This is a genomic window from Streptomyces sp. NPDC058964, assembly GCF_042741275.1.
Lineage (GTDB): Bacteria > Actinomycetota > Actinomycetes > Streptomycetales > Streptomycetaceae > Streptomyces.
This window is the reverse complement of sequence record NZ_JBHYKH010000089.1, coordinates 1-12,686: the sequence shown is the minus strand read 5'-3', so window position 1 is coordinate 12,686 and position 12,686 is coordinate 1. Positions and strand designations below refer to the sequence as shown.

Below are 12,686 nucleotides of genomic sequence, written 5' to 3'. Positions count from 1 at the left end.
AGCTGAGGGAGCTGAGCAAGGCCGAGCTGTACCAGCGGGCCACCGACCAGGACGTCGCGGGCCGCTCCAGGATGAGCCGCGACGAGCTGATCGACGCCCTCACCGGAGCCGGCGGCCGCCGGCGGAAGAAGACGGCCGCCGCCTGAGCCCCCAGCGGGTTCCGCCGGCCGGCTCAGGCTGTGCTGAGCATGCCTTCGCGCAGGCGGGCCAGGAGGCGGGAGATCAGCCGGGAGACGTGCATCTGGGACACGCCGAGTCGTTCGCCGATCTGGGCCTGGGTGAGCTCCTCCACGAAACGCCAGTGAATGATCTGGCGGTCGCGGTCGTCGAGCTCGGCGATCAGCGGGGCGAGGGCGTGGAAGTCCTCGACCAGGCCGAGGGCGGCGTCCTCGTCGCCGATGAAGTCCGCCAGCGCGCTCTCGCCGTCCTCGCTGCCGTTGATCGCCGCGTCCAGGGAGGCCGACTTGTAGCCGTTGGACGCCAGTTGCGCCTCGACGACCTCGTCCTCCGGAAGGCTCATCAGTCCGGAGAGCTCCTTGGTCGTCGGTGCCCGGCCCAGCCTGCTGCGCAGTTCCTCGTTGGCGCGGGCGAGTTGGACGCGGGCTTCCTGAAGTCGGCGCGGGACGTGCACGGCCCAGGAGGTGTCCCGGAAGAACCGCTTGATCTCGCCGACGATGTAGGGGACGGCGAAGGAGGTGAACTCGACCTCGCGGGACAACTCGAACCGGTCGATGGCCTTGATCAGTCCGATCATGCCGACCTGGACGATGTCCTCCATCTCCCCCGGCCCGCGGCTGCGGAACCGGCCGGCCGCGTAGCGGACGAGGGACATGTTCATCTCGATGAGCGTGTTGCGCGCGTACTGATACTCCGGCGTACCCTCCTCCAGCACCGCCAACTGGTCGAAGAACACCTTCGACAACTCCCGCGCGTCCTTCGGCGCGACCTGGGAAGGGGCGCCGATCTCCGGAACGTCCACCACCTGCTCGGTGGTCTGCACGGTCGCCGTCGCCATCATGTGCCCCTCCCAGTCGATCCGCCTCGTCCTCGCCGGTCCATCGCCCGGCAAGCACCCGCGTACCCCGGCCGCCGACCAGCATTCCTCGAACGTCCGTCGGTCCCCGCTCGACTCTCCTCGACTCCGTACGGCTTCCTTCACTTGGCCATTGACTACGCGCCGGGCGGGACACGCGTCGGAATCGTCATCCTCGCTCCGGTGACCGCTCTCGGCCGTTTCAGTCGCCGGAGCCGCCGGCTCCGAGTGCGGTCGAGTCGACGAAGCCACGAAGGGAGGTCCAGCTCCGCACCGTCGTGACCGGCAGCGATGCGCCCGGTACGGCCGGCGTCCCACTCGCACAGGTCTGACCAGGGCGAACCGGGGCAGCCGTGCTCGTACAGCTACGCACTTCCCGCCGAGAACCGAGGTGACCCATGACGCAGGATCTGACCCCGAAGTACACGGTGCCGGGCATCGAGCGCGAGGCGGCCGGCCGGCTGATCGGTCTGCTCCGGCTTCGCCTGCACGCGCTCAACGACCTGCACCTGACCCTCAAGCACGTGCACTGGAACGTGGTCGGGCCGCACTTCATCGCCGTCCACGAGATGGTCGACCCGCAGGTGGACCGGGTCCGGGACATGGCCGACGACATGGCCGAGCGCATCGCCGCGCTCGGCGGCGTCGCACAGGGAACGCCGGGAACCCTGGTCGCCGAGCGCACCTGGGACGACTATTCCATCGGCCGGGCCGACGCGATCGCCCATCTCGGCGCGCTCGACCTCGTCTACACCGGAGTGATCGAGGGCGTCCGTGCCGCCGTCAAGGAGGCGGGTGACATCGACAGCGCCACCGAGGACCTGCTCATCGAGCAGCTGCGCGATCTGGAGCAGTTCCAGTGGTTCGTGCGGGCCCACTTGGAGAGTGCAGGCGGCACACTCGCCACCGGCGAGGCCCGGTCGGAGGGGGAGGCCGCGGCCAAGGCAGCCGAGCTGGGCTGATCAGTTCCCATGCGACCGACCGGCGGCCAGGACTCTCGCCCCGCGAGTCAGCCCGGCCGCCGGCAGTGGCGAGTACGCACACAGAAGCGGTTGTGGTCGGCGTCCGAACGCACCCGGAGACGGTACGCCGCAGACGGAGCGGTCCAGCAGGGGTGTCCCCGTCGAACTGTCCGCCGCCGCCGATCGGCACCTGCCCGCGAGGGAGCGCGGCGTTCAGGCGGCATCGGTCCCGGCCCGGTCCGGTGAGCCGCGGCTTGCCGTGCGATCCCGTGGGTGCCGGTGTCCTGGAACACAACGTGCCCGTCCACGCGCCTGGAACGCAACGCACCCATCGAGGACGTATCTCGGCAGCCCGGCGAGGCTGGGCGGCGGGCGCTGTCGCCCGCTCGGGTCTGTGTTGGCGCGTCCCGCAAGCCTTCGGTGTGCTCGGCGTGCACTCTGAACCGGCAAGTCGGAAACGAAGGCCGGTCCTGGCAGCCGCGGGCCTGCCGGGGCGGAGCGATCGAACGGCGGGACGCTTTCGTGCAAGGGCGAAACGGAGCGCGGCGGTTCAGAGGACCGATCGGAGGGGGGACGCCGTCGGCCGCCGGGACGATGTTCTTCCTCCTCGTCGCCGAGAACCTTGTGATCAACTACACCGCCACCGCCATGAACGTGGCCTTGTCGGCGCTCGTCGGGGACCTGCACACCACACTGACCGGCGTACAGTCGGCGATTTCGCTGTACGCCCTGGTGGTCGCCGCGTTCCTGATCAGCGGCAGCAAGCTCGGCGCACGATACGGGTACCGGCGGACCTTCGCCCTCGGTGGCGGAGTCTTCGTGCTGGGGGCGCTGATCACCGCCTCCGCCCCGAGCCTGCCGTTCATGCTGCTCGGCTGGTCTCTGTTCCAGGGGCTCGGCGTCGCGCTGATGCTTCCGGCGCTGATGGCGATGATCACCAGGACCTTCGCCGGGGCCGTACGTACCAAGGTGCTGTCGACGCTGGCCATGACGTCCGGAATCGGTGCGGCGGCCGGTCCCGTTCTGGGTGGCCTGGTCACCAACTACCTGACCTGGCGCGTGTCGTTCCTTCTGGGAGCCGTGATCACCCTGGCCGTGACATGGCTCATACGGTATACCGTCGATGCCGGGCCATTCCCCGGACGCCCCGGACAACGCTTCGATGCCTGCGGGGTGCTGCTGTCCACGACAGGACTGGTTCTGCTCGTCGTCGCGGCCCTGTTCGCGGGGCGGTACGGCCTGCTCAGGGCCCGGCAGGACTTCGTGGTGCTCGGCCACACACTGCTGGAGCGTGGCGGTCTGTCACCCGTTCCCCTCCTGTCGGGCATGGGGCTGCTGATTCTGGCCGCCTTCGCCGGATGGGAGCTGCGTCTCGTCAAGAACGGAAGGGATCCGCTGGTCCGCGTGACGGTGCTGCGCAACCGTGCCGTCCGGACCGGGATCTCGACCCAGTTGATGCTGATCCTGGTGCCCAACGGCGTGCTCTTCCTGGTGCCGGTCTTCCTGCAGACGACCTTCGGATTCAGCGCGCTGCACTGCGGAGTCGTGCTGCTTCCGATCTCATTGGGGCTGATGGTGGCCGCCCCGCCGACCGCCCGGCGCATCGGGCAAGGGAGGATGACCCACCGCGCCGCCGCGATGGGGGCGTTCGTGTGCATGGCGGCCGGTTGCGTCGCCGTCGCCGTCCTGTTCAGTCCGCATGCGCAGGGAGTGGCGGCGGTGGGCCTGGCACTCGCGCCGGGCATTCTCCTCATCGGGTTCGGCCGGGGCATGGCCACGACGCTCACCGACCTCGTCCAGTCGGCGCCTGAGCGGGACGAGGTGAGCGACGTGACAGGGCTCTCCTACACGGCCGGCTATCTGGGAAGTTCATTCGGAGTCGCGCTCGCCGGTGCCTTGATGACCACGGGGCTGCTGTACGCGTTCGAGGCCGGGGTGACCGACAGCAGCGTCCTGTCCGCCGCCCAGAAGGAACTGGTGACGCGGACCGTGCAGCACCAGGTCCAGATCACCGCCGTGTCCGACGACGCCCTGCGAGCCAGGGCGATGTCACGGGGCATCACGGGTACCGCAGCCGACGGGCTGGTGCGGATCAACGCACGTGCCCGGGAGCAGGCGCTGACCGTGTCGGCCACCGGGATGGCCGCACTGGCGTTCGGCGGCTGGCTGTTGGCCCTGCGACTCCCCGTCCCTGCCGGGCCGATGACAGCCTCAGGCCCGGGACGTGGAGCGCCTTCGCAGGGCCAGTAGGACTCGGTGGCACCACTTGGCCGCTTGAGGGTGTCGCCGGGGCCCGGCGACACGCCAGGGCATCGACGAGGCCGACGTCGGTCCGCGAAGGGTGTCATCGCACGTGCAGTCGGCGTTTCAGAGCGACCGAGTCATCCGGCCCCCTCGGTGCGGCAGACATTCCGGGCGCAGGAGGCGAGACATGATGGAGGTACGAATGCGTCGCGCGAGGAGGAACACGGCATGGCCGGACCTGGCTCTGGCGGTACCGAGGGCGGGGCGGACGGCAAGTCACGGTTCGACGACGTCTACGGCGGACCGGACCCCCGCGCGTACTTCAGGCGGCTGGCGCCGCTGGAGTACGAGATCCCGCACCATGCCCAGCCGGTCTTCCGGCAGGCTGCCGCCGAACGGGCCGCGCTCGACGACGCCCGCACCCACGTGCCGGCGGTGCTGGACGTGTGCTGCTCGTACGGGATCAACGCCGCGTTGCTCAACCACGACGTGACGCTGGCCGAGTTGTACGAGCGGTACACCTCCCCCGGAAGCCGGATGATGTCGGCGACGGAACTGACGGCATCGGACAAGGCGTTCTTTGCCGCGCGGCGTCGGCCTGACGCAGTGCCGGTGTTCGGCCTGGACGTCTCGGCCCCCGCCGTGCATTACGCCCTCGAGGTGGGCCTGCTGGACGCCGCGTTCACCGACAACCTGGAACAGGACCCACCCAGCCCCAGTCTGAGCCGCGCCCTCGCCGAGGTCGGCCTCATCACCCTGACAGGCGGCGGCAGCTACATCACCGCCCGAACGTTCACGGCACTGCTGGACGGCGCCCGCAGACCGGTGTGGGTCAGCGCGTTCGTGCTGCGGACGGTGTCGTACCAACCGATCTCCCGGACGTTGGCCGCACACGGTCTGAACACCATCGTCGATGTCTCCCGGGCCTATCCACAGCGTCTCTTCACCGATGAGGGGGAACAGCGCTATGCGATCGCGGCGGTACGGGCGCTGGGTGGCGACCCTACGGGGTACGAGGAGAACGGCCGTTTTTACAGCCTCAACTACGAATCCCGGCCCGACACACCGTGACAACCGGTGACAACCGGTGCGGCGACCTCAGGTGGACGCAGGCAGGCCGACGCCTTCGGCCCGGACGAGCCGTGCAGGAGTGAAACGGGTCGGCCTCTCCGTCCGGCGGCCCGCGCCCAACTCGATGTCCTCACCCGTGGGCGCTTCGGCTCAGCACCCGTAGCAGCCAACCTGCGAAAACCACGAAGTCACAGGTCACCGCCCCGCGGCCAGCCCGGGGACCGGCTGTCACGGCCTCCACACGGTGGTGCACCGGAAACAGGCCGGACCAGCCCCCTGCTGATCGAGAGACTGTGGTCAGGCGCCCTTTTGTCCGGGCTCCAGGATCGCCACGCACTCCACGTGGTGCGTCATCGGAAAGGGATCGACCTGGACGGGTCACGAAAAAGCCCAGGTCAGAGGCAGTCTATCCGCCTGCTGTCCCGCGTACGGGAACTCGGAGCGTCAAACGAGCGTCACGCCAGACAGTTTCTACTCGCGCTTCGGGACAGGCCGCCCGCGCCCGAACGCGCCAGCTGCGGCGACGAGAGGGAACGGGTGGAATTCAGCGAGCAGTGCTTCATCAGGTCTGGCGTTTGTGTCTGGTGCGGAGCACGTTGCAGATATGAGGTCTGGACAGGTGGAGCGGCTTCACTGAGAGAGAACGACGGCTGACGTCCGGTCGGCTGATCGACGGTTGCCGAGGAGCGACCGACGACAGTGGCGACGCCAACGGAGACGCCCAGCTCGTGCCCGAGCTCACCGAGCCGGCCAGCCCTCCCGAGGTTTGCCCCCCACCCCCGACCCTGGGGAGTTCCTGGGTGTGGTTCGCCCTGGGGCCGGGTCCTTAAAATCCATCGCCCTGTACTACAGGCGGCGGTACGGTCCTCGGCATGGCTCGTACCTGTGTCTTCTGTGGCGCCACTCCGCTGACGAAGGAGCACACACTCCCCAGGTGGCTCAAGTCTGCGTTGCCGCCCGGCGGCTCTCGGGCCCTCCACATCAGAGAGACAGAATCAACCCGGGTCCAACACGTCGCCTCGGCTCTCGACGCCACAGTCAAGATCGTTTGTGCATCCTGCAACAACGGATGGATGAACAGACTCGAAAACGAGGTGCGTCCGTTCCTGCCCGACTTGATCAACGGACGAGCGGTCACGCTGACCCCAGAGGACCAGAGGGCGCTGGCCTCTTGGTCCCTAAAGACCATGTTCATGTTCTCAGGCCAGAACAAGCATCCCAGGTTGGAGATGCTGCCGCTGAAGGACTGTGCCGCCTTCTATCACGATCGTGAGCCCAGTCGCTTCATGATCGCCAGAATCGGTGCCATGGAGCCCTGGGAGAACGACGAGGGTTCAGCCATGGTGGAATTCGTTTGCCCTCAGTACAGCGGGCCAGACCCTACCGCGAACCCGACGTATGTCTCGACACTGAGGATCGGCTGGTTGTTGATTCAGCTGGTCCGGGCCGGGTCCCTCAGTGACGATCAGGTTCTCGCGCCCTTCGACCCTCATCCCATGTTCCATCCGCTGTGGCCTGTCGGCGCCACGCTGACGTGGCCACCGCTGAAGCCGCTGCCAGCAGCCCAAATGGCGGCCATCGCCTGCCCGCCCACTCTGCCGATTCAGGTGGGGCAGCCGTCAGCTTAGATGGACCGCACGTAACCCGTCGCGGGTGTGGCACAGGTGCCGCTATCGTCCCGACATGGACGATTCGCTCTCGTCTGAGAGCTTTTACCAGGGCGCCAAGAAGGCCGCCCACAAGGCCATGGACGACCATGGCCGCCCGGAGTACGACGAGTTCGCGCTCCACGCCGGTGTCGCGGTCGAGAAGCTCGCCAAGGCGGCCCTCGCCGCGAAGAATCCGGTCTACGTCGCGGAGATCCGCAATAACAGTGCGGACATGGTCATGCATCTCGGCGGACATGTTCAGTTGGACGAGGAGAAAGTCCGCACTGTCGGGGCCACGGAGGCCATCAGGCGACTCCGAAAGATCGGTGTGCTCAAGGCCGATACCGATCTCGACTTGCTGATCGAGATACGCAACGGCGCAGCCCATGCTGCATCGGACAGCACCCTGGCCAAGGGGATGATCACTCCACTCGCCCGGACGATCGAGACGCTGCTTGACGAGCTCAGCAAGCCGCTGGTCGAGTTCTGGGAACGGTGGACGGACCCGGTCAAGAACGCTGTGAACGAGCAGGAGGACCAGGTCTTCCGCGAGGTTCAGCTCCGGATGGTCCAGGCCCGGCACGCGTTCGAGGACCGGTTCGTGGGTCTCCCGGCGGAGGTAAAGGAAGGCGCTCTCAAGGCACCCCAGCCCCGCAAGGAGGAGTGGTTCGCCAAGCCGATGGAGGTCAGGGACGGAGACCTGCTCGTCCTGAAGACCTCGGGCGGCAACTGCGCGGCCTGTGGCGGTCAGGGCCTCCTCACCTTCGAGCCGATTGGCCATACGGCCACGGAGACGACGTTCACCGCGAACGGTTTCGGCTGCTACCTGTGCAACTTCGAGGTGCACGGTCCGGACGAGATGGCCGCCCTGCGGAAGGTCAACACCCCCGGACTGACCACCACGGTGTCCGTATCCCACGGTCCCACCCTCACCCCGGAGGAACAGGCACGCCTCGTGATCGGCGAGACCAGGACAGGCTGATCGTCACGTCGAAGGCCCCGGCTCCCAGAGTCGGGGCCGCGTCTTCTTAAATTCCATCGCCCTGTACTACAGGGGCGGATACCGTCCCTTCATGGACGATTCGCTCTCGTTCGAGAGCTTCTGCGAGGGTGCCAAGAAGGCCGCGCACCGGGCCATGGAGGACCACGGGCGCGAGGAGTACGACGAGTTCGCGCTGCACGCCGGTGTGGCCGTGGAGCGCCTCGCCAAGGCCGTCTTGGTTTCGAAGAATCCGGTCTACATCGTGGAGATCAGGGGCAACGCCAGCGTGGACATGCTGTTCCACATGGGCGGTCACCGAAAGGCGAAGAAAGTCCGCACGATTGGGGCGTCAGAGGCGATATCTCGTCTACGAACGCTGGAGGTCCTGGCTCTGGACAAGGAGCTGGACATGCTGATCGATGTGCGGAATGGCGTTGCCCACACGGGGAGCGAAGAGGACGCCAAGGACTTCCTGCCGATCCTCGCCAAGACCGTCGAAACGCTGCTCGGGGACCTCGGAGGCCCGCTGGACGCCTTCTGGGGCCGGTGGACGACCGCTGCCCGCATGGCCGTGGACAACAAGCGCGGCGAGATCTATCGGAACGTGCAGGTCAGAATCAGGCAGGCGAAACACCGGTATGACGATCGGTTCTCGGACCTGCCTGAACATCTTCAGGACCGTCTTGCAGTCGAGCAGTTGGAGCTGGGCGGCTTCGGGGTGCGCTTCGCGGAGAACGGCGTTGAGATCGCGATCCGCGAGCCGTGTCCAGCTTGTAGGAGCGCAGCCCACGTTCTCTCAGTGAACCAGGGCACGGAGGAGACCCCCCACTTCACGGTCATTGCCCTGCGTTGCCCCATGTGCTATTTGAAGCTGGCCACTCGGGATGAGCTTGAAGCCTCTGGGGTCGACGTCAAGCATGCTGATGATCTGGCCGCGTTCCAGGTCTCAACGTTTTTCGATGGTGCAGTGCCCTCAGAGAAGACCTTCCGCATGAAGATTGAGCAGTTCCTGGGCACCGAAACTGTCGATCTGGATTGATCTTCTCCCCCGAAGCCCCGGTCCCCAGGCCGGGGCCTTTCGCATGCCCAGACCCACGCCGGATCTTCCTGCGCACACCCACGCAAGGAGCTCCCCTCCTGATCGCGCTCCTGGCCGCAGCCGAAGAGGCGAGCGGCGGACCCGATGTCGGCACGATCCTCGGCAGCTTCGTCCAGTACGGCATGGTCGGCGTGTTCGCCCTCCTGCTCGTCCTCGGCGTCGTCGTTCGTGGGCCGACCCGGCCACCGCCATGGGATGATCAGTCCCATGGAGGGCACCGGCCTGCGGAGGACAGCATGAGTGACGGCACCGGGCATCTGTCCAAGCTCGTCTGGTCGGTGGCCGATCTGCTGCGCGGCGACTTCAAGTCTTCCGAGTACGGGCGGGTGATCCTGCCGTTCACGGTGCTGCGTCGGCTGGACTGCCTGCTGGCCCCGAGCCGGCAGGCGGTGCTCGATGAGGCCGAGCGCACCGACGGCGAGCAGGAGCGTGAGCAGCGCCTGACGGCCGCCTCGGGTTGGCCCTTCTACAACTCCAGCCGGTTCTCCATGGAGAGCGTGCTCAGCGATCCGGAGAACGCCGACCGGTTGCTCCTGGCCCATGTCGACGGGTACTCCCGAAACGTCAGGGAACTGCTGGACGGCTTCGAGTTCGAGCGGACCGTCACCCGCCTACACCAGGCCCGACTCCTCTACCGCGTCGTCGCGCAGTTCGTCTCGATCGACCTGGGACAGATGATCACCGACGACCACATGGAGAGCCTCTTCGAGGAGCTCGTCCGGCGGTTCGCGGAGAGCGGCAACGAGGCGAGCGGGGAGCACTACACCCCCCGGGACGTCGCCCACCTGATGGCCGGCTTCCTCGTTGCCGCCGACTCGGACCTCCTGACGTCGCCGCATGCCGTCCGCACTATCCTGGATCCGGCCTGCGGGACGGCCGGCCTGCTGACCGAGGCTGCCTCGTACATCGCGTTAATGAACCCCCAGGCGGACGTCACGCTGTACGGCCAGGAGATCAACCGGGAGTCATGGGCGATCTCCCGTGCCACCATGATGACCAGTGGCCGCCGGGCCTCGACGATCGCCTTCGGGAACGTCTTCGCCGAGGACGGGCACCAGGGAACCGCCTTCGACTACCTCCTCGCCAATCCGCCGTTCGGCGTCGACTGGAAGAAGAGCGAGTACGCGGTCCGGTCGGAGCACGAGCAGTTCGGTTTCGCGGGCCGCTTCGGGGCCGGTCTTCCCCGGATCAACGACGGCTCACTGCTCTTCCTGCAGCACATGCTGGCGAAGATGAAGCCGGTGAGCGCCTTGGGCGAGGGCGGCAGTCGAATCGCGGTCATCTTCAACGGCTCTCCGATGTACGTCGGTGGTGCGGGGTCCGGCGAATCGGACATCCGGCGGTGGATCGTGGAGAACGACTGGCTCGAGGCCGTGGTCGCGCTGCCCGACCTCCTCTTCCCCAATACCGGCATCAGCACCTACCTGTGGGTCCTCAGCAACCGCAAGCCGGCACAGCGCAGGGGCCAGGTGTTGCTGCTGAACGCTCAGGACCAGTGGCAGCGGATGCGTCGCTCCATCGGCTCTAAGCGCAAATACATCACGTCGGACCAGATCGCCGAGATCACCGGGCTCTACCTGGACACCTTGTCTGCCGACTCCGCCCAGCAGCCAGACGACCGGGTCCGCGTGGTCTCCACCCACGAACTGATGTACCAGCGCGTCACGATCGATCAACCGCTGCGGCTCAGGTACGAGCTGTCCGAGGAGGTCCTGACTCGGCTCGCCGAATCGCGCGTGATCCAGAAGACCCATGATCCCGCTGCCCTGGTGGCCGCCCTGCGTCCGCTGGTCGGCTCGACGTGGACGAGGGGCCAGGAGGCCGTCACGGCGCTGCGCCGGGCGGTCGCCTCGGCCGGCGTGAGCTGGCCGCGCGGGAAGGTCTTCGAGGCGGCGGTCCGCAAGGCCGTCGGCGTACGCGATGGCGACGGAGAGCCGCAGCGGATCGGCGAGGCGTACGAGCCGGATCCCGAGCTGCGCGAGTTCGTCCACCTGCCGCTGCAGGTGGATCCCATGGACCACCTCCGACGCGAAGTGCACCCGACCGCTCCGGACGCCTGGATCGACGACAGCAGGACGCGGGTGGGTTGCGAGATCCCATCCGCGCTCTTCTACCGACCGGAACTCGACGGCCAATTCGAACTGCTGCGTAACCTGGCCAGGTTGGAGACCACCCGGGTCCACCCGCCGCAAAGGGGCCAGGAGCAGGAGGACGGCGCGGACCGGCCCAAGCACCTGCGCGCACAAGACCTCCACGAGGCGGACTCGGCCGTTGAGCTCCCCGACGCGCCGGAGGATGGGGGGGCGCTGACCCTGTGCTCGGGCGGCATGCTCGTCGGACGGCCGGGGAACTGGCGCCTGCTGCCGCAGGGCTTCGGCGAGGCGGCGACCTCGCTCTTCGTGCTGCAGCCGCTCCGCGGCAGCGGCCAGGCGCTCTGCGAGTGGTTGAACTCCCGCAAGGACAACGGTCAGTACCCCAGCGCTCGGGATCTGTTGGACACGCACGTCCCCGTCGAGCTGGTGACCGACAGCGAGGTGGAGAGCCTCCTGGAGACCGTGCAGGAGGGACGGCGCGCACTGCGGACCACGATGTCGGGAATCCTGCCCAACGTCTTCGGCAGCGGCGAACGGGACGTCCAGGGGGTTCGGAACGAGATCAGGTTCGCCGCCCACGAAGCCGGCCTGATCGGCGAACTTGTACGCCCGCTGGACGACCCGATCTCGCGCGCCGAGTGGAGCTTTCCGCACCACGCAGCCGCGCTGTCCCGTCGGTACCGGGTCAGCACGCACCCGGCGGAGCGGAAGGACGGACTGCTCAAGCTGGGCGAGGGCCTGGCCCGGGTGCTGGGCGTGCTGGCGCTCACCGAGCTGGCCGCGCCAAACGGCTTCTCCCGGAACCTGCGCAAGCAGTTTCGGACCGGCGCCACCTTCGGCACCTGGCTCTGGATCCTCGATCGGCTGGAGGCCGAGGGAATCGAGCCCCGCATCCAACAGCTCGCCACCGTGCGCGACCGGGGAAACGCGCGCGCCCTACTGGGCCACATCAAGGACTTCAGGAACACCTCGCACCATGCGCACGGCGTCCGCGCCAGCCACCAACTGGCTGAAGACGTCGAGCGGCTGGAACCGCACATCGTGCGGGCGATCAGCGCGGTCAGCTGGCTCTCTGGGACGCACTGGGACTGGGTGGAGCGGTGCGAGTACCTCGACGAGGGCTCGTACCGAATAGTCGGGCTCCGGCTGAGGGGCAGCCATCCGAGCTGGGAGCCGTTCGAGCGGTCGAGCACCCAGCCGCTTCGGCCCGACCGCATCTACGTGGACAGTGCCCCGTACGGGGCTCCGGTCGATCTCTGGCCGTTCGCTGTCGTCAGCCTGTGCGAGGAGTGTCGGACCCGGGAGCTCTTCCTACTCAATGAAGTCCGGGACGACCAGCTGACGCTCCGCAGCCTGGAGGAGCATTCGCTGGAGATGACGTACGGCCCGCCCGAGTAGCGGCGAGGGCGAGGCTCAGCGACCTGGCGCGACTGCGCCGGGATCGGGACCGGGTCTAGGCGCAATGCCGGTGACTTAGATGTCCTGCGTTCGTTGGTTGTGGTGTGGCGAGGGTGGGGCAGGTCAAGTCGCCTGCGGGTGAGCGTTTGTCGGAC

General features: G+C 67.5%; 8 protein-coding genes. 7 read left to right on the top strand and 1 reads right to left on the bottom strand.

Going from position 1 to position 12,686, the window contains the following annotated elements; all coding sequences use genetic code 11:
- Positions 1 to 172: 172 nt before the first annotated feature.
- Positions 173 to 1,015, bottom strand: a complete 843-nt coding sequence (locus tag ACFW2E_RS14260; protein WP_384466131.1) for an RNA polymerase sigma factor SigF — start codon at positions 1,013 to 1,015, stop codon at positions 173 to 175.
- A gap of 416 nt (positions 1,016 to 1,431) precedes the next feature.
- Here ACFW2E_RS14260 and ACFW2E_RS14255 point away from each other — a divergent pair, with 416 nt between their 5' ends.
- The 7 genes from ACFW2E_RS14255 (at position 1,432) to ACFW2E_RS14225 (ending at position 12,531) form a co-directional block, all read left to right on the top strand.
- Positions 1,432 to 1,995 (top strand): Dps family protein, encoded by a 564-nt coding sequence (locus ACFW2E_RS14255; RefSeq protein ID WP_384466106.1) that lies wholly within the window; start codon positions 1,432 to 1,434, stop codon positions 1,993 to 1,995.
- A gap of 594 nt (positions 1,996 to 2,589) precedes the next feature.
- Positions 2,590 to 4,245 (top strand): MFS transporter, encoded by a 1,656-nt coding sequence (locus ACFW2E_RS14250; protein WP_384466104.1) that lies wholly within the window; start codon positions 2,590 to 2,592, stop codon positions 4,243 to 4,245.
- A gap of 222 nt (positions 4,246 to 4,467) precedes the next feature.
- Positions 4,468 to 5,310: a hypothetical protein gene (locus tag ACFW2E_RS14245; RefSeq protein WP_384466102.1), complete on the top strand. Its 843-nt coding sequence runs from the start codon at positions 4,468 to 4,470 to the stop codon at positions 5,308 to 5,310.
- Positions 5,311 to 6,383: 1,073 nt separating this feature from the next.
- A complete protein-coding gene (locus ACFW2E_RS14240; RefSeq protein ID WP_384466100.1) occupies positions 6,384 to 6,938 on the top strand; it encodes a hypothetical protein in 555 nt (184 codons plus the stop codon).
- 55 nt (positions 6,939 to 6,993) lie between these two features.
- Entirely contained in the window at positions 6,994 to 7,941 is a 948-nt protein-coding gene (locus ACFW2E_RS14235; protein ID WP_384466098.1) for a hypothetical protein, read from the top strand.
- Positions 7,942 to 8,032: 91 nt separating this feature from the next.
- Entirely contained in the window at positions 8,033 to 8,980 is a 948-nt protein-coding gene (locus ACFW2E_RS14230; RefSeq protein WP_345576790.1) for a hypothetical protein, read from the top strand.
- Between the two features lie 296 nt (positions 8,981 to 9,276).
- The gene (locus ACFW2E_RS14225) at positions 9,277 to 12,531 is read left to right on the top strand and encodes an N-6 DNA methylase (RefSeq protein ID WP_384466096.1); all 3,255 of its coding nucleotides are present in this window, start codon (positions 9,277 to 9,279) and stop codon (positions 12,529 to 12,531) included.
- Positions 12,532 to 12,686: the final 155 nt, after the last annotated feature.